This is a genomic window from Telluria sp. GW821-FHT07G12, assembly GCF_059418525.1.
Genome location: NZ_JBWKQA010000001.1, coordinates 1,018,628 through 1,039,530 on the forward strand (window position 1 = coordinate 1,018,628; position 20,903 = coordinate 1,039,530).

Consider the following 20,903-nt stretch of genomic DNA (forward strand, 5'->3'; position numbering starts at 1 on the left):
AGAACAGGACACGCAATGGGTTTGGCTAGGCTGATCGGCGGCTTCGTACGCCGGCATTGGCGTTCGTACGCGTCGTCGGCGGTGATGCTGTTCGGCGTCGCCCTGTGCTCGGTGCTGGTGCCGCGCAAGGTCGGCGCCACCATCGACGCCCTTGCGGCGCATCGCCTGCAAGGCCACGACCTCACCATCCAGCTGCTGCAGCTGCTCGGCCTCGGCCTGGCCATCTACGTGCTGCGCGTGGCCTGGCGCCTGCGCCTGTATTCCGCCGCCTACCGTCTCGGGGTCGAGCTGCGCACCCGCCTGTACGCGAGGCTCTCAAGCCAGGGCCCGGCCTTCTACCAGCGCCAGCGCACCGGCGACCTGATGGCGCTCGCCACCAACGACATCGACGCCATCGAGCAGGCCGCCGGCGAAGCGATGCTGGCCGGCTTCGACGGCACCCTGACCCTGGTCATGGTCCTCGGCATCATGTTCCTCGGCGTCGACTGGCGCCTGACCCTAATCGCCCTGCTGCCCTTCCCGCTGATGGCGCTGGCCTTCTGGCGCATCTCGAGCCATATCCACACCGCGTCCAGCGATTCGCTGAAACGCTTCTCCGCGCTGAACGATCACGTGCAGGAGACCCTGTCCGGCGTGCGCACCCTGCGCGCCCTCGGCCTGGAGCAGCGCAGCGCCAAGCAGTTCGGCGAACTGGCCGCGAACGCCGCCAGGGCCAGCCTGACCGCGCAGAAATGGGAAGCGGCCTACGAGCCGGCGGTGGGCCTGACCCTGACGGCCGCCACCGGCCTCACGCTCGGCCTGGGCGGCTACCTGGTGTGGAACAACCAGCTCACCATCGGCTCGCTCACCAGCTTCACGATGTACCTCGGGCAGCTGATCTGGCCGATGTTCGCGGCCGGCTGGGTACTGTCCCTGATCGAACGCGGACGCGCCGCACTGGCGCGCCTGCAGCCGCTGCTGGAGGCGCCGCTGACAATCGACGACCACGGCACCCTCGAGCAGCTGCGGCGCGGTCCGCTGGAGCTGCGGGACCTCAGCTTCGCTTATACCGGCCAGCAGACGCCCGCGCTGAAGCAGGTGTCGGTGCGCCTCGAGCCCGGCCAGACCCTGGGCCTGGTCGGCCCCACCGGCGCCGGCAAGTCCACTTTGCTGCGCGTGCTGCTGCGCCAGGCCGAGCCCCAGCACGGGCGCGTGAGCTGGGGCGGCCACGCCCTCGACGAATACACACTGGCGACGCTGCGCGCCGGCATCAGCTGGGTGCCGCAGGAATCCTTCCTCTTCTCGGCCTCGATTGCCGAGAACATCGCCCTCGGCAAGCCCGGCGCCTCGCGCACGGAGATCGAGCATGCAGCGACCATGGCCGACATCCACGACGACATCCTGCGCTTCCCGGACGGCTACGACACCCCGGTCGGCGAAAAGGGCATCACCTTGTCCGGCGGCCAGCGCCAGCGCGTGGCGATCGCGCGCTCGCTGCTGGCGCAAAGCCCGCTGCTGCTGCTCGACGATGCCTTATCCGCGGTCGATACCGGCACCGAGACCCGCATCCTCGAGCACCTCGACGAACTGCGCGCCTCGCGTCCCGAACTGTCCGCGGTGATCGCCAGCCACCGTCTGTCGGCCGTGGTCAAGGCCGACCTGATCATCGTGCTGAAGGACGGCCGAATCGTCGAATCGGGCAGCCACGACGCCCTGCTCGAGCTGGACGGCTGGTACGCCAGCCAGTGGCGCTATCAACAACTGGAGGCCAGCCTCGATGCAGTCTAAAGAAAAAACGACGCCGGCCCAGGCGAAACAGGCCGCCGGCCTGCTGCGCCGCGCCGCGCAGCCGGACCGCCAGCACCTGATCTGGGCCACGGGCTGGCTGATCCTGGCCGCCGGCCTCGAAGTCCTGGGACCGCTGCTGGGCAAGAAGCTGATCGACGATCACCTGCTGCCGCACCACCTGGACTGGACCCGCATGGGCTGGCTGCTGGCCGGCGTCCTGCTGACCGGCTGGGCCGCGTCCTGGCTGCGCTTCCTGCAGCTGGTGCGCTTATCCGGCCTGGCGATGCGCTCGGTGCAGCGTTTGCGCGAATGGGTCTACGGCCACGTGCTGCGTCTGCCGATGGCCTTCTTCGACCGCGCCATCACCGGCCAGTTGGTAAGCCGCGTCACCAACGACACCGAGGCCGTGAAAACCCTGTACATCCAGGTGCTGTTCGTGATCCTCGACTCCACCATCGTGCTGGTCGGGACCTCGATCGCGATGGCCTGGCTGGACTGGCATCTGATGCTGATCGTGCTGGCCCTGCTGCCGGCGGTCCTGGGCATCATCTGGCTGTACCAGCGCCTGAGCGCGCCGGCCGTCACGCGCGCCCGCGCCCTGCGCAGCGACATCAACGCCCAGATGGCGGAATCGATCGGCGGCATGAGCGTGCTGCAGGCGAACAATGCCCAGCACCGCTTCGGCCAGCGTTTTCAAGCCACCAACGACCAGCACTACACGGCGCGCGTGGCCGAGCTGCGCGCCAACGCCTTCCTGCTGCGCCCTGCCCTCGACTTCCTCAACGTGATCCTGCTGGCGGTGGTGATCTTCAGCTTCGGCCGCCAGAGCATGGGCGCGGTCGAGGTCGGGGTGCTGTACGCCTTCATCAGCTATATCGCGCGGGTAGTCGAGCCGCTCATCCAGATCACGATGCAGTTCAGCGGCCTGCAGCAGGCGGTGGTCGCGACCGCGCGCGTGGCGCACCTGCTGGACGAGACCAGCGCGCCCGAACACGGCATGCGCAGCGGCAGCGGCGGCCGTCCGGCCGACACGCCGGCGAACCAGATCGAAGGCGCGCCGGCGGTGAGCGTGCGCGACCTGAGCTTCGGCTACGTCGATGGCGTCACCGTGCTGCACCACCTGTCGCTGGAGATCCCGCAGGGCGCCTTCTTCGGCATCGTCGGCCACACCGGCAGCGGCAAGTCGACCCTGCTGTCGCTGCTGCTGCGCTACTACCCGGTCAAGGAAGGCAGCATCGAGATCCATGGCGAGCCGCTGGCCGGCATCGCCAACGAACGCTTCCGCAACGAGGTCGGCCTGGTGCCGCAGGATCCCTTCCTGCTGGCGGCGTCGGCGCGCGAGAACATCGACATGGGGCGCGGCCTGCCGCAGGAAGCGATCGAAGCGGCGGCGCGCGCGGCCCACGCCCACGACTTCATCGCCGCGCTGGAACAGGGTTACGACACGCCGCTGGGCGAAGGCGGCTCGCGCCTGTCGTCCGGCCAGAAACAGCTGATCGCGATCGCGCGCGCCCTGGCCGGCAAGCCGCGCATCCTGCTGCTGGACGAAGCGACCTCGCGCATCGATAGCCAGACCGAGCAGATCGTGCAGCAGGCCGTGGTCGGGCTGCGCGGCAAGGTGACGGTCATCGCCATCGCGCACCGCCTGTCGACCATCCGCGACGCCGACCGCATCGTCGTGCTGAACCACGGCCGCATCAGCGAAGCCGGCAGCCATGAGGAGCTGATGCGCATCGAGGGCGGGCTGTACCAGCGCCTCTACCTCCTGCAACAACTTGTCGTTTAATCATGCGCATCCATGAGCTCGCGGAATGGCTGTCGCTTTTTCGCATATACCATGGAAAATGTGTATTTCTTTGTAGCAAGGGGCGTACAATGGTTGGTTGAGTCCCGGGTGGGACGCAATCGACACGTCCCTGGGGAACTATGTTGGCAGGCCTGAAACGCGGATCACACAACCGGCGCAGCCTCACGCTGCTGTTCGCGCTTTTGTGCGCGTCAGGCGGCGCTGCCGCTTATCCGGGCCCCCTTGCCCCACGCCTTGCTGAAATACAGGAAACCCTGCGCATCAATCCCCAGCGCGGCATGGCGATGCTGGTGGAACTGGCGCCGACGGCAAGCAAGGCGTCCGATGCGGAGCATGCCGAATTCGTCAGCCTGTCCTGCATTGCCCATTACCGGACCGGCGACAAGGAAAACGCCTTGCCCTTGTGCGAGCAATCGCTGGCGCTCGCGCGCGCAAGCGGAGACCAGCACGCCATTACCAAGGCTTTGCTGGCGAAAGCCTACGCCCTGTTCGCCATCAACGAGATGGGGCGATCGCACGAGCTGGTATGGGAGGCCGAAAAACTGGCCGCGTCCAGCCCCGACCTCGACCTGCGTCTGCGCGCCACCATTTCCGCCGGTGAGTCCTACGCCGAAGACGGCAATTTCCCGACCGCCCTGGGCAAGATGCAAGCCGCTGTCACCCTGGCGCGCCAGAGCGGCAATCCGCTGTACTCGGTCATGGCGCTGAATTCGCTCGCCTACCTGTACAACCAGATGCGCGAGCACGCCAAGGCGTTCGAGGCGCTGGACGAGGCTTACCGCGCGGCCGAAAACCTGGACTCGCCGGGCCGCCTGGCCATCCTGAAGACCACCGAATACGGCGTCTCGATCGACTCCGGACAGATGCAGCGCGGTCTCAAGGCCCTGCAGGCGGCGCTCGACCTTGCCCGCAAGATCAATGCCGGCCCGATGATCGCCACGACCTACGTCAACCTGTCCGACTTCTACCTGAAACAGCGCGACTACCGCAACGCCATGGCATCGGCCCAGCAGGCGCTGGAACAGGCGCAGCGCAACAAGGACGAAGCGACCATGGCCACCGCACGCGTGAACATCGGCCAGGTCTACCTGGCGATGGGACGCCTCGCCGAGGGCAAGAAGTTCATCGAAGAAGGCATGGTCTGGTATGACAAGGCCGGCCACAAGCCCGACCTGCAGGCCATCCTGACCGAGTATGGCGACGCCCTCGAGCGCGCCGGCGACTTCCCGGCAGCGGTGGCGATCTACCATCGCGAACGCAAGCTGTCGAACGAGCTGTTCGAGACGCGCCGCCAGAAGGCGATGGTGGAGCTGCAGGAAAAGTACGAAGCCGACAAGCGCCAACGCCAGATCGAGCTGCTGCGCCAGGAAAACCAGGTCAAGAGCACCGAGATCGACAACCGCCGCCTGCAGCAGCGCGTCTGGTGGTTGCTGGCGCTGGTGTTCGCGCTGTCCGCGGTGATCGTCTACTTCCTGTACCGCAAAGTGCGCCAGACCAACGCCCAGCTCGAGGAAAAGAACCTGGAGCTCAAGCAGCAGAGCGCGCGCGACCCGCTGACCGCCCTCTACAACCGCCGCCACTTCCAGGAATTCATGCGCGGCCACCAGGAGATCGCGCAGTCCTCCGCCGACGAGGAAACGGTCAGCGCGCTCTACCTGATGGACGTCGACCATTTCAAGCACATCAACGATACCTACGGCCACGGCGCCGGCGACGCGGTGCTGCGCGAGATCTCCGACGCCATGCGCGAGATCCTGCGCGAGACCGACATGATCGTGCGCTGGGGCGGCGAGGAATTCCTGGCCTTCCTGCCGTCCGTACCGCGCAGCAGCCTGGACGACGTCGCACGCCGCCTGCTGAACGGCATCCCGGCCCGCAGCATCGACTACCAGGGCACCAGGCTGTCGGTGAATGTGTCGATCGGTTTCGCCCCCTTCCCGCTGGCGCCGGGCGGCAAATCGATGTCCTGGGAACGCGCCGTCAACCTGGTCGACATGGCGCTCTACCTGGCCAAGGGCCACGGCCGCAATCGCGCCTACGGCGTACAGGGCTTTGCCGGCGATACGCGCATGAGCATGGAGCAGATCGAGCAGGATATCGAGGCTGCGTGGCGTGCCGGCAGCGTGGAGCTGTCGGTGGTGCAGGGGCCCTGGCAGGAGTTGCGCGCGGTTTCCTGAGCGCCCGCGGGGGACGCTAGCGCGCCGCCTCCTGCATCTTCTCCCCAGCCTTCTCGACCTTCTCCCCTACTTTCGCGGTCGCCCGGTCCAGATTCTCCCTGGCCTCCGCCGCCGCCACCTTCGCCTTCTCACGCGCCCGCTCGGCGGCGGCGTCGGCCTTGACCACCTGGTCCTGGACCGCCGTCTGCACCTTGGCGCCAGCCTCGTCGACGACCTTGCCGGCTTTCTGGGCCGGGCCCATGCCGTCGGCAGGCGTCTGATTACAGCCGGCCAGCAGGGCGGCAAGCAAGATGGCGGTTGTCGATATGGGTTTCATGCTGCTCCTCCTTTCCGGTTACTGGAACTTCGCCTGCTGCTCGGCCTGGGTCTTCAGCGCGCGGCACTCGCGGTTGCCGGCATCGACCATGCTCAGGCACAGCGTCATCTTGTCGATTGCGGCGCCATAATCGCCGCGCGCCAGGTCGCCCTCGGCGCTCTGGATCAGGTTGCGGGCCGATTGCGCCGCGCCTTGCGATGCGCCGCCGCCCGAGCCGGTGGCGCCCCCGCCCGAGGAGCCGACCGCGCTGCGCGGCACGGCCAGCGGGTGAGCCGCATCGCGGCGTGCGGCTTCGATGTGTTCCTGCATGGCGCGCGTGTCCTCGTCCTCGCCCCAGCGCCTGGTGAAGGCTTGCAGGCGGGTCTTCGCCTTGTCCCAGCTGGCCGCTGCCAGCGCCGCCTCGACCGCGTTGCTGGCGTCGCTCCAGGCCTTGCCGCGCTGGCGCCGTTTGGTGCACTTGGCGGCTTCGTCGTTGAGCGCCTGCTGCAGGCGCTGCAGCTGCTCCGGCGTGGCGCGCGACTTGCGCAGGGCGATCAGATCGGCTTGCGCTTCGCTGCCCTTGCATTCGCGCGCCAGGGCGATCGCGGCGTCGATCTGGCGGTCGATCTTCTTGGTCGAGGGCTTGGCGATCAGCCACAGGCCCCACAGCAGGGCCAGCGCCAGGATCCACCAACGCAGCCGGATCGGCGAGCGCTTGGGTGGGTGGGCAGCCAGCGGCGGGCGCGGAACTTCCTGGCGTGGCGGCGGTGGCGGCGGCGATGGCGGTGCCGGTTTCGCAGCCGGCGCAGGCTTGCCGCTGCGGCCGAATTCGTTTGCGCTCGGGGTGGCCGGGGCTGGCCGCGGTCCGGCTTGCGACGACGACGGAGACGGCGCTGGCGTCTCCGGCGGCGCATCCGACCAGCCGGACAGCGCCGCCGCGGCGCTCGCCCCGGCAGCCGCCGCGACCGCCGCAGCGGACGCCGGCGACGCAGTGACACCGGCGGCAGCCGGCGCCCCCTGCACACCCGCGCGCGCCTGCGCTGTCCCGCACCAGGGACAGTAATGGACGGGCCGCGGCGTGGGCCGGCCGCAAGCCTCGTTGATGCAGCGGTAAATTGCCTGATCGTGCACGTTGCTCCTTTACTCCGGATCCGGAATCCCGTCCTCGGGATCCGGAATCGCGGTGTCGAAAGCCGCCGCCAGCTCCGGGATCTCGCCGACCGTCTTCCACTTGTCCTGGCGCGGGTTCCACTGCATGTTCCAGATACGCGTGCCCTGGTCGATCTCGCCGCGCGCCAGCTGCTGCGCGACCTCTTCCAGTGCGTACGGCCCGCGCTGGGCGCCGTTCACGTACAGCTTGTAACGCGCCGCCATCGGGGTTGCGCCCACCACGAAAGCCGCCGGGCTGGCCGCCGCGGGATGCAATTCGGCGCCGGCCGGGGTGGCCTGCATGGTCGGGCTGACGATGGTCGCGGGCGCGCCGCCGCCCTGCCCAATGTCCGCGGCCACCAATCCCGGCGCCGTCGCCGCCGGCGCTCCCGAACGCCGCTCCAGCGCCTGCAGCGCGCGCGCCTCGCTGGCCAGGAATTCGGGCCGGATCACGCGTTTGTCGACCGGGCGCTCGACCTCCCAGTGATAGGCGTCGCTGGCGGAATCCGGCACCGTCTCGCTCCACAGGTCGAGTTGGGCCAGGGCCGCTTCCACCTGGGCCGGCGACAGCTCCGGATGCAGGCTCGCTGCACGCCGCATCCACTGGTCATACAGGCGCCGCGCGGTGATGGTCGGCAGCGATGGCGAGGGCAGCTGGGCGCCGGTCTCGTCGACTTCCAGCTTGGGCTCATACACACGCAGCTGGTAGTGGCGCATCAGCGCCGCCAGCAGCGCCAGCCGGTAGGGTCCCATCGCGCCCAGGCGCTGGCGCACGGCGGCGATCACCTGCTCGCGATAATAGGGCGGCAGGCCGTTCGAACGGATCGCATACTCGTTGCCGATCTGGAGCCACTCGCCGGAGCCCTGCTCGACTTCGAACAAATACTGGCCGCGCGGCTGGAAGGCGGCTTCGCGGTCGCCGGCGTCGTGCTTGCGGCGGATGACGCCCAGCGCCACCGCCTGCAGGAACCATTCGTAGTCGTCGGCCAGGCGATTCAACTCGTCCATCGACGGCGAAATCGGATGGCGGAAGCGCGTCGAATCGAAGTGCAGGTGGGTCGGGATCTTCGGGTTCTCGATCTGGTAGGAAGCGCGCCAGGTCGGCAGGCCGCGCAGCACCGTCATCGGGTAGCCGGACAGCTCGATGTAGCAGACCGCCCTGCCCGCCACGCCGGTGTTGACGATGGCGACGGCGTCGCCGTGCAGGAAGCCGGTCGGCACGGCGGCGCGGATCTCCGGTTCCAGCTTGCGCCAGGCAGCCGGGTCGCCGACACCGATGAAGCACTTGAACTGGTCGGCGCTGGGCGTGAACTCGGCCGAGAAGCGCGCATTAATCCAGGGCATGGCGCTGCGTATCCACTCGCTGAACACGCGGTGGCGCTCCTGCGGCGACATCGCGCCCAGGCGATCCAGAAGCGGATCGATGGCCTGCGCCGGCTCCAGCCCGGCCGCCTGCATGCTGGAGAGCTGGGTCTGCGCACGGCGGAACAGCTTCAATAGCAGGTCGGCGCGCAGGCGCTCGTCGCCCAGCTGCGGGAACAGCTTGGCCGAGCCGCCGAATTCAAGCAGCACTTCCTCGGCCCAGCCGCTGACGTCGCTGGTGAGCTTGACGGGCTGCGGCAGCACCTCGCTGGCCAGCTTGATGTAGGTGGCGTGGTCAATGCGGGCGTCGGCGCGCAGCTGGCCGATGCGCTGGTCGCAGGCCGCCAGCATTGCCTGCACGGAGCGCCGTCCTTCCTGGAATTCGCCGGCGATGCCGCTCCACTGGGCCTGGCCTTGTTCGTCGGTGCCTTGCGGGTTGCCCAGCCAGGCCGACATGCTGTTCATGACGTCGATCGCCTGCCCCGACGCCACCGCCAGCAAGTGGAAGCGCAGGTAGTCGGCGATGTCGCGCTTCAAATGGTTCATGACCTCGCGCGCCTGCGCGTCCTTGCCGAACAGGCGGCCGGCGGCCTGCGTCAGGTTGTTCAGCGATTCCTCGACCTGGCGCGTGCGCAGGGCGTCGCGGATGTCCCGATAACGCTTGCCGTTGCGCTGGGCGTTGGCGAGGTCGCGCTGGGCCAGCCTGCTCTTCACCTGCTCGAGCAGCGAGAGCACGAATTCCAGGCCGCCCTGCTTGCGGTCGTCGAGCAGCATATAGAGGCGCCCGCGTACGTTCAGGCGCAGGTTGGCGAGCAGCTCGCCGGTATGGCGTTTGATGCGGTCTTCGCTGGTCTCGGCGGTGGCGCCGGCTTCGCGGATGGCGTCGCGCTCCAGGTTGGGCAGCAGCTCGACCACCTTCTCGCGCCACAGTTTCAAGTCGTAGGACGCCATGATGCGGTCGACCTCGACCTGCACCTTGCTTTCGACCCGCTCCAGCAGCGAGCGCTGGTCCTTGTCCATCAAGAGCATGTCGGTGAGCGCGTATTCCTGGAAGGGCGTGACGTCCACCGTGCCCTTGCGGAAGTCCGGGAACTCCGAGAAGGGATGCTCGCCCATGCCCATCTGGTCGCGCATGAAGCTGTCGCGTTCCGCATCGGTGGCGCGGCGCGCCGCCGTGCCGTCCGTACTGGCGAGGCCGAAGAAGGCTTTCACCATCAGCGCCGCCAGCTCATACGCGCGGATATCGTCGCGCAGGCTTTGCTGGGTGTCGAGCACCGCCTGGCCGAAGGCGGAATACACCTTCGAATAGGACAGGCGCATGTCGCCGAAGCGCTGTTCCGGCACGCGCGGGTTGTAGGGCCCGAGCTTGTGCTGCTGCTGGTTGACCGCCACCGAGCGCTTGCGGTTGGCGAAATCGGCCGAGGCAAAGTCTTCGAACAAGGTGTCCGCCACCATCTGGTAGACGTCCTTCACGTCCTGGGTCGCCTTGTTGGCCAGGTTGGCGGTGTCGACGAAGTAGACGTCGTCGAAAGGCGCGCCGCGCCCGACCACGCTGTCCGGGTCCATCCACTGCACGCGCGCATTCATGTCGCGCATCGTGGTCTCGAGCTCCATCAGGGTCGCGTAGGCGTTGGCCTCGGTGCGCTCCTTGTTGGCCTTCGCATAGCCCGAGGGCAGGAACATCACCAGGTCGACCTGGCTGTCCGACACCTCCTGGCGCGCGATGGCCTTGGCGATCCAGCCCAGGTCGATGGCGCTGCCGGCGCCGGTGCCGCCCGCGTTCGAGGCGATGACGACGATGCGGAATTTACTCGTATCGACCTGCAGGCCCAGGCGCTGGTAATTCTCCTTGCGCTCGATGCCGGCGTTCGAGCTGAGGAAGTTTAGCGCGCCCTTGATGCGTCCGCGCAGCTTGGGATACTTATCGAATAAGTACAGCCGCGCCAGCGCGCGGATCTGGCCGGCGCCCTTCGAGGGATCGATGCCGAGCGAGCGCAGTTTCTTGGGCCGCAGCGGCATCCAGTTTTCGATGAGCGGGAAGCGCGCCAGGCTGTCGTCGGACTCGTGGTATTGCGGCAGGTCGAGCGGCTCGACGAGCCTCTCTTCGTCGCTCAATTTCACCAGCTCGAACCAGGGGTCGGTCTGCTGCGATTTACCCTCGTCGATAATGGCCTGGTTGTCGAGGTCGAAGTGCAGGAAGCGCGCGACCGGGAAGTCGGCGATCGACTCCACGCGGGTCGGATGCTGGCGGTTCCAGACCGCCGACAGGATGCGGCGGCGGATCCGCATCATGACTTCCATGCCGGTGCCGCCGGCGCCGATGAAGAGCGTCGGACGCAGGTCGACTTTGAGTTCGGCTTTTTTATTCAGCGCCGAGGGATCGGGAAAATCTGCCATGTTCGTTATTCCTTGATTTCAGCGGCGGCCGATGAAAAGCGCCGCGATGAGAGCTACCACGCCGATGACGACCAGCGGCCCCGTGATCGCCAGCGTCAGATACTTGGCGGCGTTGATGATCGCCAGCACCGCCGCGAAGGAGAGGAAGGCCAGCCCCACGAACATCAGCCAGCCCGCGCTGCCGGCCGAAGACGGCGCAACGCGCTTGACCACCAGGTGGTGCACGTAGGCGTTCCGCACGAAGAAGTAAATCACCAGCAGCACCAGCAATACGGCGCCGCCGATCGCCAGGTCGCGTCCCGAGGTATCGCGCAGCGGCGCCGCGCTGGGGTTGGTGGCGCCGCCCGGTGCGATCTCGACCGGCTGGTTGGCGGTATCGGGCGCCGTCTTCGGCAGCGGGTCCTGGGGCGTGGTGGGCGCCGTCTGGCCGGGCAGCTTGAAGCCGGGGTCGGTTGGTTTTTGATCTTGCATGGGGTCCTCTCGGGTATTTTTTATAAGTACTTCAGCGCCCCAGCCTGACCTGGGCGCCTTCGCGCAGGTCGATCAGCTGGTGGCCGAACAGCGTCGTCTTCAGGCTGGCCACCTGCTGGCCTGCCTTGTCGTAAATCGGCTGCGTCGCCCCGGCGCGCGTGTGAACGGTGCGCAGCTCGTCCTCCACCGTCAGCTGCACGTGGCGCGGCCGGCCGTAGGCATAGGCCGCGCCGGCGCCTGCCGCCAGCAGAGCCAGCGCCCCGGCGATCGCGGCCAGCAACGGCCCGGAGCCGTAGTGAACCCTCACCTCCAGCGGCAGCACCGCAGTCGAGGCCTGGATCTCGGCGGGCGGCGTAAAAATCTCCGGCAGCGGATCCCCGGGGAACAGCGCCGCCATCCGTTCCCGGAAGGCCTGCGACAGCACCAGCTTCTGGCCGGCCAGGTGCAGCTCGATCTGGCCCGGCAGCACATAGGCCGAGCCGGCGGATTTCAGCGCCTCGACCGACCATTTACCCGGCAGCTTGGCCACCGGCAGCTGCATGCTGGAGGCCAGCGGCTCGGCCTTGCCCGGCGCCAGCTGCTTGACCTCATGGCGGGCGAGTTCGATCGGACGGTTTTCGCCCGCCAGCATCGAGCGCGCGCTGATGGTGGCGTCGGCGATGGTGTAGGGGTAGATCGTGTTCTGCAGTTGCCACTGGATGCGCGTGCCAGGCGCCACCGCATCCGGCTCGACGTCGGCATGCAGGCGGCCGCCCGCATCCATCGCCAGCGACACGCCGGGCGCACCTTCGACGCGGCGCGGCACCAGGCGCACGGTGTCGCGGTCCAGCGGCTTCAGGCGGGCCGGCGGCTCGGTGATCACGCGCTGCACGCGGCCCGATGCCAGCAGGGCGTCGAGCGCTCGGCCGCCCTCCTTCCCGGCGGCGAACACATAGACCATCAGGCCGTTCGCGCTGTAGTGAGCGCCCGCTACCGGCATCCGCAGCGGGAACGCGAGGGCCTTGTCGATCGCGGCGCCACGGTGGATCAGGGTGTAGAACTCGCGGTTGCGCGCGGCGGTCGCCTGGTCGTTGTTCGGGCTGTTGCGGTTGTTCGTCACCAGCCACACCAGGCCCGGCTTGCCGGCCAGGACCTGGTTCAGGGCCGCGTCGACGGCCTCGCCGAGGTCGGTGTCGGCCAGCGCCTGGCCGCCGGGCTTGCGCGCGGTCTGCAGGCCGCTCAGCGCCGCCTCGACGTGGGCGTGCACCGTCTTCGCATCGACCTGCTCGGACAGCAGCCCGCGCGGCGAAGGCGCACCGGGCAGCGACTGGTTGAAGGCCGCCAGCACCAGGGCGTCCCCGGGCTGGACGACGCTCGAAACGAGCTCCGTCACCAGCGGCTTGAAGGCCGATTTGGGGTCGGTATAAAAGGGCTCCATCCAGCCCGAGTTCTGCACCAGCACCACGTGGGGGATGGCGAGGGCCAGCCCCGGCAGGCTTGCCACGAGCGCGATGACGAAAGCGAGGGCCCGCCTCACGACAGCTCTTCCAGGTTCCAGCCGCGGATCCGGTTCCAGTCTGGGTGGTGCAGCCACAGGTGCTTGGCGTACACGAAGGGCAGGCACTCGAGGGGTCGCGACAGGCGTGCGATCTCGTCGAGAATGACGTTGCGCCGGCCTATCCATTCGACCGTGGTACGGGCGATCACGCGGTCGGCCAGCGCGTCTTCGGCGCGGCCGGTGTATTTGTGGAAGCGCAGCACCAGGCCGCTGGGCTGGGCGCGGTTGTTGTTGAAGCCGCGCAGCAGCGGCAGCACCAGGGAATCGTCCTCGTTCTGGTCCTCGACGTGCTCGCCGGACCAGGGCTCGTCGACCACCGGATGGCCGCGCCGGAACAGCAGATTCGCAAAGCCCAGGCGCGCGCCGTCGATGGGCTCGCGCTGCGGGCGGTCGACGCCGAGTTCGAGGAAGCAGTAGGACTGGCCGTCATGCCCGATCAGCCACATGCGGCCGTCGCGGCTCAGGGTCGGCCCGCCGAACTGCAGGCGCGGCAGCCAGGTGTCGGGCCAGGGCAGGAAGCGCGGCGCCTCGCCCGGGCGCCACAGCAGCTGGCCCTCGTCGTGCAGCCAGGCTAGCTGGCCGTCGTAGCCGATCGGGCGGCTCCAGCCGGACAGGGGCAGCGCGCCGCATTCGTATTGCGGTCCCGGCGCCAGCTCCGCACTCAGCGAGGCCAGCACCAGCACGCCGGCATTCCCGCGCACCAGGCAGGCCAGCTGGCGCCGCATCGCGCCCGGCGCGGCCAGCAGGGGCGCGGCCAGCACCGGTTCGAGGCGGTAGGTCTCGTTGATCGGGTTGATCCACAGGCGGTACAGGCCTTGCGCGGTCGGCACCAGGCCGACTTCACCGCGCCGCGGCTCGGTGGCCGGCAGCCAGTTGTAGTCGGAGGCGCCGAAGCGCAGGTCGGCCGTGCCTTCTTCCGGCACCAGCACGTGCCACAGCTCGCCCAGCGGATCCCAGTACTGCAGCACGCCGCGGCCCGGCGCCAGGGCCAGCAGGCGTTGTTCCGGAAAGCCGTAGCCGGCGGCGATGAAGATGCACTGGGCGTTCGGCGGCGGCGGCATCGTGGCGTCGAAGCGGCCGACGTGGGGCGCGGCCGGGCGTTCTTCCAGACTGTCGCCAAGCGGCAGCGAGGTCACCGGCACGCCATGCGGCACGTGGCGCGGCAGCTGCTGGTCGGCATGCGGGCCCCACCAGTCGGGCTGGCGCTGCGCACTGCCTGCCAGGCGGGTCAAGGGCTTGCCGCAGACGGGGCAAAAGGAGAAACCTTCGGGGTAGATGGGCGAGTGCTCGCAGCCCTCGCCATCGCAGGCAGGGAGCGATGCGCCGAGCAGGTGCGCGAAGTCGGCCACGCGTCCACGCGCATGGCTGCTCCAGTCGATCCGGCCCAGGCCTTCGGTGGCCGCCAGTTCGAACTGTCCGCTGCTCTCGTCTTCCAGCCAGACGCTGGCTGGCGTTTCCCATCTGTATGTCATTACCCCTCGCTGATGATCGCAAAAAACGCCACGGCCCACGCCTATCCTGGGGTCGTTGTGCTTTTGAAATCATAGCGCCAGCAATGGGGCCACGGCGCGCCGTTCACGAAAGGAGCGCGGGGCGGTGCTTCACGGATCAAATGACGGGCTGTTCAGGGGAACTTCCTGCTGCATCGACGGCCGCAACCTGGCGGATTTTCCAGATCCCGTTCTCGAGCACCATGGACAGCACCAGCACCCGGTGCGGTCCTTCGTCATCAAAGCGCGACTCGCCGCCGTCGCCGAGGGTGACCAGAACGTCCGCCGCACCGGAACGCTGGCGCATGACGGCTGCACGCACGCTGCGCTGCCAGGCCGGCCGGTAGCTGGCGGACTGGGTGAAGTAATCGCGCTGCGGCAGCTTGCCGCCCTGCAGGCGTTCGACCAGCCTCGCCGCCAGCTCCCTGGCCACGTAGCGGGTGAAGATGTCGTAGCGGTCGCTGAGGGGATCCTGGTCGGCGCCGAGGGTCTCCAGGTACCAGCCGTAGAACTCGGTGGCGACGGCATCCGGCGCCCGTGCGCCCGCCTTCACCTCCAGCGCGCGTGCGGGAGCGGCAGCCGCCAGCAACAGTGCAAGCGAAAGCGCAAGCAGAAGCGGCAGCAAGTTAAAGATTGGAAATTTTTCTTTTAGAATCAACATGATAGACTCCCGACAGACAAACTGTGCAGCAAAGCCGGTCGGCTGTTCGTGAGCTGCCGCAAGCATCGCCGCGGCCGTCCAGGCAGCCGGGAGCGAGGCTATAATGACGGGTTGCTTCCCACCGTTTCGACGCCATGACCGCCACCGAGCTTTCCACCATCGACCTGCCCTCTTCCGCCATCGACGCCGCCACCGCGCACCTGCGCGACGTGCTCGCGATCGCGCTCGAACACGGGCCGGGCCGGCGTGCGCTGGTGGTCTACGACGGGCGCACCGGCCTGGCGCGCGCACTGGTCGAGGCCTACCGCCGCAACCTGCCGGAAGCGGTCTTCATCGACTTCGACGGCGTGCCGCCGGAGACGGTATTGGCGGCTTTTAAAGACTATGCGGCGGGCGACCTGGTGGTGCTGGTACAGTCGACCAACTTCCGCCTCGACGGCTTCCGCCTGCGCGTGGAACTGTTCAAGCTGGGCCTGAAGGTGATCGAGCACGTGCACCTGTCGCGCATGCCGGGTGCGCAGGGCGACCACTACATCGAGGCGCTGGCCTACGATCCGCAGTACTTCCGCGGCGTCGGCCACGCGCTCAAGCGCCGCATCGATACGGCTTCGCGTGCGGAGGTGCATGGCGGCGGCGCCGTCCTCGTGTTCGATTCGGCCCTGGAGTCGGCCAAGCTGAATGTCGGCGACTACAGCGCGATGAACAACGTCGGCGGCCAGTTCCCGATCGGCGAAGTGTTCACCGAGGCGCGGGACCTGGAAGCCGTCAGCGGCCGCGCCCAGGTGCATGTGTTCGGCGATACATCCTACCTCGTGAACCGTCCGGAATCGCCGATCACGCTGGTGATCGAGCGCGGCCGCGTGGTCGATGCCGAGAACGTGACGCCGGAATTCCAGCAGGTGCTTGACATCATCCGCCGCGACGAAGGCGAAGTCTGGGTGCGCGAGCTGGGCTTCGGCATGAACCGCGCCTTCTCGCGCGAGCGCCGCGTCGACGACATCGGCACCTACGAACGCATGTGCGGAATCCACCTGTCGCTGGGCGCCAAGCACGGCGTGTACGCGAAGCCGGGCTTCAAGCGCAAGGACGCGCGCTATCACATCGACGTGTTCGTGGTGACCGATGCGGTGTTCCTGGACGGCGAGCAGGTGTATGCCGACGGGGCCTGGACGGTGTCGGCGGCGTAAAATACGGCGGTCATTCAACGGAGTCCCGAACATGCTGACCCAGGAACAGCGCGACCACTACCAGCGCGACGGCTACATCGTCATCCCGAATTTCAAATCGCCCGACGAACTCGCGCGCCTGCGCGCACGCGCCTCCGACATCGTCGAGGCCTTCGACCCGGCCGAGTCGCGCGCCGTCTTCACCACGCGCGACCAGGAGAACGCCAGCGACGCCTGGTTCCTCGGCTCGGACAACACGGTGCGCTGCTTCTTCGAAGAGGAAGCCTTCGACGCCGACGGACAACTGAAGCAGCCCAAGGCCCTGTCGATCAACAAGATCGGCCACGCGATGCACGACCTCGACCCGGTGTTCGAAGCATTCACCCGCGATGCGAAACTGGCGGCAGTGGCGCGCGACCTCGGACTCGAACAGCCGCAGGTCTGGCAGTCGATGTACATCTTCAAGCAGCCCGGCATCGGCGGCGAAGTGCGCTGGCACCAGGACGCGACCTTCTTCGATTCCACGCCGATCAGCGTGACGACCTTCTGGTTCGCGCTCGAAGATGCGACCGTCGACAACGGCTGCCTGTGGGTCGAACCGGGCGGCCACCGCGGACCGCTGCGCGAGCGCTTCCTGCGCGATGGCCAGCAGATCACGATGGAGAAGCTGGACTCGACGCCCTGGCCGGATGACTCGACCGCGGTGCCGCTGGAAGCGAAGGCCGGGAGCCTGGTGTGCTTCCATGGGCTGCTGCCACATTACAGCGCGCCGAACCGCTCAAGCGTGTCGCGGCATGCGTTCACCTTGCATGTGACGGATGCGCGGACTGCGTACTCGGCGCGCAACTGGATTCAGCGAGATGCGAGCTTGCCGGTGCGCGGGTTCGACTGAGCTGCTGCTCATCTCAAATGAGTGAGCCCTTGCCGCCGTTGCAAAAGCGTTTGTTTTTCGTGCTCCTCAAGTAGACGGCAAACACGTCGCTTTCTGGGCAACGAGCGCTGCCGCAGCACGGTTGATGCTTCTGCTCGTACTCATCGTGCGTTATGCCAAGCGCTCGACGAACGCTCATTTATTTTCTATTCCCGGCTTCCATACTTCCTTCAGTGAAGCGGCGCCTGTGCTCAAGGCCCTTCAAGTGATTGACTGGTCAGAAGCCATTACCTGTGCCGTACTTTTCGTGGCGCTCCAGCGTCAAAACATCCCCATGAGCCGGGCGGACTGATATACTCTCTCAGTATCTTTTAATGCACTTTCGGTGCTTCGAGCCATGGACTGTCACATCGAGATTTTTCACGAAGACCGGTGGCTGGAAGCCGCTCAGGCCAGCTTCTCCGATGTGGTGCGCAACGGCTTCCGCGCAAACGACTGCGTGTTCGAATACGACCTGGAATATGCGTTCGGGTTGACGCCGCCGCCGGTATCGCTGGCGCTCCCGGTGGACGCCGACCGTCATGCCCTTCAGGCGTGGCCTGCCTTCATGTATGACCTGGTCCCGCAGGGTAACGGCCGCCGCTTCCTGCTCGACCGGCTCCAGCTCCCCGATGCGCAGGCGTCCGACCTGCCCTTGCTGCTGGCCGGAGCGTTCAATCCCATCGGTCGGCTGCGCATCCGTGAGGCAGTACAGTACTTCGAACAACATGTGGAACGGCATGGCCTTGCTGCCGACGGGTTCGACTTCCACGAACTGCTGGCGCGTGCGCCCGATTTTCACGAAACGATGATGGTCCACGGCATGCTGGCTGCGGGCGGGACGGGTATCCAGGGGGTTGCGCCCAAATACCTGTTGACCGAGGCCGACGACGGGAAATGGTATCCGGATGCGGTACTTGATGACGGCCAGGCACGCCGCCACTACATCGTGAAGCGCCCACGCGGTCCTTCCGATGCCGACCGCAAGGTCTTGCACAACGAGGCGCGCTACATGGAAGTCGCGCAGCGCTTTGGCATCCGCAGTTTCGATCTGCCAGAACGGCACGGAGACATGCTATTCATCCCGCGCTTCGACCGTCGCACCCAGGACAGACGTGTTCTGCGCTTCCACCAGGAGAGCGCGGCCTCGATTGCCGGCCTGGGAGGATTCGGCATCCAGGCCAACCAGTTTCAGCTGTTGGCGGCAATTCGCCGCGTCGTCGATGTGCCGCTCTACGAGACCATCGAGTTCATCCAGCGCGACGTGCTCAACCTGGCAATGCGGAACACGGATAACCACGCGCGCAACACGGCGGTGCAGACTGTCGATGGCGTCACCCGCATCACGCCGCTGTTCGACTTCGCGCCAATGTACCTGGACCCCGAAGGCATCACCCGCGCATCGCGCTGGTACCACCCCGAAACCGGCAAGGAACTGCAGCGCTGGGAAGACGTGCTGCCGCAGCTTGCCCTGCCCGCGCCCGAGCACGAGCAGCTGGTCGAAGCACTGGTCTGCTTCGGCGAGCGGCTCGCAGGGCTGCAGGACTGCATGCGTGAAGTCGGCGTCGACGAAGACATCGTTGAATTTGTCGGGCCGAGCGTCGAAAAACAGCGTACCCAACTTCTGGCATTGAGGTCGTGATGAGCAAACGAAAACCGATCGATAAGACGCAGGCCCGTGAACGGCGTAACCGGCTGCTGGAATCGGCAGCGGCGGCCGAGCTGTCGCTCACTGAGGGCGTGCGCGAGATGCGTGCGATTGCCGGCATGACGCAGGACGAGTTCGCGCAGCATCGTAGCGTCAGCGCGCGGGTGATCAAGGCGATCGAGTTAGGACAGGGGAATCCGACGGTGGCGACCTTGAACCGGATCGGCGAATTCTTTGGGTTGGAAGTGGCGTTCGTGCCGGTCAAGCGTGCCGCAACGGCTGCGGAGACGTCTCAGCGGGCCGGCGCAACTACGGGAATCAATGTCGAGACGCTGATGGCCGGTCAACAAGCTCTGATGGCCGAGCTCGATAAGCTTTCCAAACTCATGGGAATGGTCAAGGACGTGACGAGAACTGCCAGTGTTCTGCCTGATTTGCAGGCCTCAACACAGGAAGCGGTATCGAAAGCCCCTACGTCAGGAAGCTCATCCAGTAGCAAGAAAAAAAAGCCCCGTTCAGCATGACGTGCATATCAACATTATCTTGCCAGAAAAATATGCTCTATCGATAATGATTGCCTGCTGAGCAACCATTATCGAGGAGCCCGAATGCGTATCTCGAAAGCCGTCCTGCACTTGGCCACGCTGCTGGCCTGCACCACCGCCTACGCCGACGACGGCGCCGACATCCTGCACATCGAGCAGGGCCTGCGCCCCGCCATCGCCCTGCAAGGCAAGCCCGTCCCCACCGCCACCTTGGCCGCCGAGATGCAGCGCCTGCACGTCCCCGGCGTCAGCGTTGCCGTCATCCGCAAGGGCCAGATTGCCTGGGCCAAGGGCTACGGCGTCATGGCGAAAGACGGCCAACCCGTCAGGCCGGACACCCTGTTCCAGGCCGCCTCGATCAGCAAGCCAGTGACCTCGCTGGCCGCGCTGCGCATGGTGGACGCGAACAAGCTCGCGCTCGACGCCGACATCAACACCGCGCTGAACAGCTGGAAGCTGCCGCCCGGCCCGAAGAACGCACACGCCACCCTGCGCCAGCTGCTGTCGCACACGGCCGGCACTTCGGTCTCGGGCTTCCCCGGTTATGCGCACGACACCGCGGTCCCGAACCTGGTGCAGGTGCTGGACGGTACGCCGCCCGCGAACACCAAGCCGGTGCGCATCGAGAACCCGCCGGGCAAGGACTGGAACTACTCCGGCGGCGGCTACACGGTGGTCCAGCAGGCGCTGATCGACCGCAGCGGCAAGACCTTCCCCGCCCTGTTGGATGAAACCGTGCTCGCGCCGCTCGGCATGAAGGACAGCAGCTTCAATCAACCGCTGCCGGCATCGCTGCTGGCGCGCGCCGCCATGCCGCACGACGCCAAGGGCGAGCCCTACAAGGGCGGTCCCTACACCTATCCGGAGCTGGCTGCGGCCGGCCTGTGGACCACGCCCAGCGACCTGGCCCGCTTCGCCATCGGCGTGCAGCGCAATGCGGACGCGCAGGGCAATCCGCTGCTCTCGCCCGCGATGGCACGCACCATGCTGACGCCGGTGAAGAACGGCTATGCGCTCGGCCTGGAAATCGAAGGCAAGGATGCGTCGCTGTCCTTCAGTCACGGCGGCAGCAATATGGGCTTTCAGAATTCGCTGCTCGCCTACTTCGGGAAGGGCGACGGCATCGTGGTGATGACCAACGGCGACGCCGGCGCCGAGCTGGCGCAAAGCATCCTGCGCGCTGCCGCCTTCGAATACCGCTGGCCCAGCAACCAGACCACGATGCGCAAGGCGGTCGAGCTGCCGCCGGCGAAGCGCAAGGCGCTGGCCGGTATCTACGAGATCAAGGGCATGGGCACCTTCGAGATCGCGGAACGGGACGGCAAGCTGGTGCTGGGGATCCGCGAAGGCGTGATCGATCCGCTGTACGTGGCGCCGGGCTCACCGACCGTGCTGTTCGTGCTGTCGCGCGAACTCGAACTGCACATGGCAAAGGACGGCAGCCCGACTGGCCGCCTGAAGTCCGGCTCCTTCGATGTGCCGTTCAAACGTGTGAAGAAAGCGGTATCGGCGCGCTGACTG

At 67.1% G+C, this 20,903-nt stretch carries 16 protein-coding genes; 9 read left to right on the forward strand and 7 right to left on the reverse strand.

Annotation, left to right across the window (positions count from 1 at the left end; translation table 11 throughout):
* The first annotated feature begins 15 nt into the window (after positions 1–15).
* From AC07PE_RS04880 to AC07PE_RS04890, 3 genes are all read left to right on the forward strand, one after another.
* Positions 16–1,767: an ABC transporter ATP-binding protein gene (locus AC07PE_RS04880; RefSeq protein ID WP_498762113.1), complete on the forward strand. Its 1,752-nt coding sequence runs from the start codon at positions 16–18 to the stop codon at positions 1,765–1,767.
* Entirely contained in the window at positions 1,757–3,553 is a 1,797-nt protein-coding gene (locus tag AC07PE_RS04885; RefSeq protein WP_498762115.1) for an ABC transporter ATP-binding protein, read from the forward strand. The genes AC07PE_RS04880 and AC07PE_RS04885 overlap by 11 nt, the downstream gene beginning before the upstream one ends.
* A gap of 140 nt (positions 3,554–3,693) precedes the next feature.
* Complete coding sequence (locus AC07PE_RS04890; RefSeq protein ID WP_498762117.1) at positions 3,694–5,751, forward strand: tetratricopeptide repeat-containing diguanylate cyclase; 2,058 nt, start codon at positions 3,694–3,696, stop codon at positions 5,749–5,751.
* Between the two features lie 16 nt (positions 5,752–5,767).
* On the opposite strand, the gene AC07PE_RS04895 is transcribed toward AC07PE_RS04890, so the two are convergent.
* From AC07PE_RS04895 to AC07PE_RS04925, 7 genes are all read right to left on the reverse strand, one after another.
* Complete coding sequence (locus tag AC07PE_RS04895; protein WP_498762119.1) at positions 5,768–6,067, reverse strand: hypothetical protein; 300 nt, start codon at positions 6,065–6,067, stop codon at positions 5,768–5,770.
* An 18-nt stretch (positions 6,068–6,085) separates the two neighbouring features.
* A complete protein-coding gene (locus AC07PE_RS04900) occupies positions 6,086–7,177 on the reverse strand; it encodes a hypothetical protein (protein WP_498762120.1) in 1,092 nt (363 codons plus the stop codon).
* Positions 7,178–7,186: 9 nt separating this feature from the next.
* A complete protein-coding gene (locus AC07PE_RS04905; protein ID WP_498762122.1) occupies positions 7,187–10,954 on the reverse strand; it encodes a tubulin-like doman-containing protein in 3,768 nt (1,255 codons plus the stop codon).
* Between the two features lie 18 nt (positions 10,955–10,972).
* Positions 10,973–11,425 (reverse strand): hypothetical protein, encoded by a 453-nt coding sequence (locus AC07PE_RS04910; protein WP_498762124.1) that lies wholly within the window; start codon positions 11,423–11,425, stop codon positions 10,973–10,975.
* A 31-nt stretch (positions 11,426–11,456) separates the two neighbouring features.
* Positions 11,457–12,941: a hypothetical protein gene (locus tag AC07PE_RS04915; RefSeq protein ID WP_498762125.1), complete on the reverse strand. Its 1,485-nt coding sequence runs from the start codon at positions 12,939–12,941 to the stop codon at positions 11,457–11,459.
* The gene (locus AC07PE_RS04920) at positions 12,938–14,434 is read right to left on the reverse strand and encodes a hypothetical protein (protein ID WP_498762127.1); all 1,497 of its coding nucleotides are present in this window, start codon (positions 14,432–14,434) and stop codon (positions 12,938–12,940) included. Before AC07PE_RS04920 ends, AC07PE_RS04915 begins: the two co-directional genes overlap by 4 nt.
* 136 nt (positions 14,435–14,570) lie before the next feature.
* Positions 14,571–15,077 (reverse strand): DUF3828 domain-containing protein, encoded by a 507-nt coding sequence (locus AC07PE_RS04925; protein WP_498762129.1) that lies wholly within the window; start codon positions 15,075–15,077, stop codon positions 14,571–14,573.
* A 170-nt stretch (positions 15,078–15,247) separates the two neighbouring features.
* On the opposite strand from AC07PE_RS04925, the gene AC07PE_RS04930 reads away from it, so the two are divergent.
* The 6 genes from AC07PE_RS04930 (at position 15,248) to AC07PE_RS04955 (ending at position 20,900) form a co-directional block, all read left to right on the forward strand.
* Entirely contained in the window at positions 15,248–16,300 is a 1,053-nt protein-coding gene (locus tag AC07PE_RS04930) for a M29 family metallopeptidase (RefSeq protein ID WP_498762130.1), read from the forward strand.
* Between the two features lie 31 nt (positions 16,301–16,331).
* Positions 16,332–17,171, forward strand: a complete 840-nt coding sequence (locus AC07PE_RS04935; RefSeq protein ID WP_498762132.1) for a phytanoyl-CoA dioxygenase family protein — start codon at positions 16,332–16,334, stop codon at positions 17,169–17,171.
* 124 nt (positions 17,172–17,295) lie between these two features.
* Positions 17,296–17,502 carry a hypothetical protein gene (locus AC07PE_RS04940; RefSeq protein WP_498762134.1) on the forward strand — a complete coding sequence of 69 codons (207 nt, stop codon included), beginning with the start codon at positions 17,296–17,298 and terminating at the stop codon, positions 17,500–17,502.
* A 45-nt stretch (positions 17,503–17,547) separates the two neighbouring features.
* Positions 17,548–18,831, forward strand: a complete 1,284-nt coding sequence (locus AC07PE_RS04945) for a type II toxin-antitoxin system HipA family toxin (protein WP_498762136.1) — start codon at positions 17,548–17,550, stop codon at positions 18,829–18,831.
* A complete protein-coding gene (locus AC07PE_RS04950; protein ID WP_498762138.1) occupies positions 18,831–19,361 on the forward strand; it encodes a helix-turn-helix domain-containing protein in 531 nt (176 codons plus the stop codon). Before AC07PE_RS04945 ends, AC07PE_RS04950 begins: the two co-directional genes overlap by 1 nt.
* Before the next feature lie 84 nt (positions 19,362–19,445).
* Complete coding sequence (locus AC07PE_RS04955) at positions 19,446–20,900, forward strand: serine hydrolase domain-containing protein (RefSeq protein ID WP_498762139.1); 1,455 nt, start codon at positions 19,446–19,448, stop codon at positions 20,898–20,900.
* The last annotated feature ends 3 nt before the right edge of the window (positions 20,901–20,903 follow it).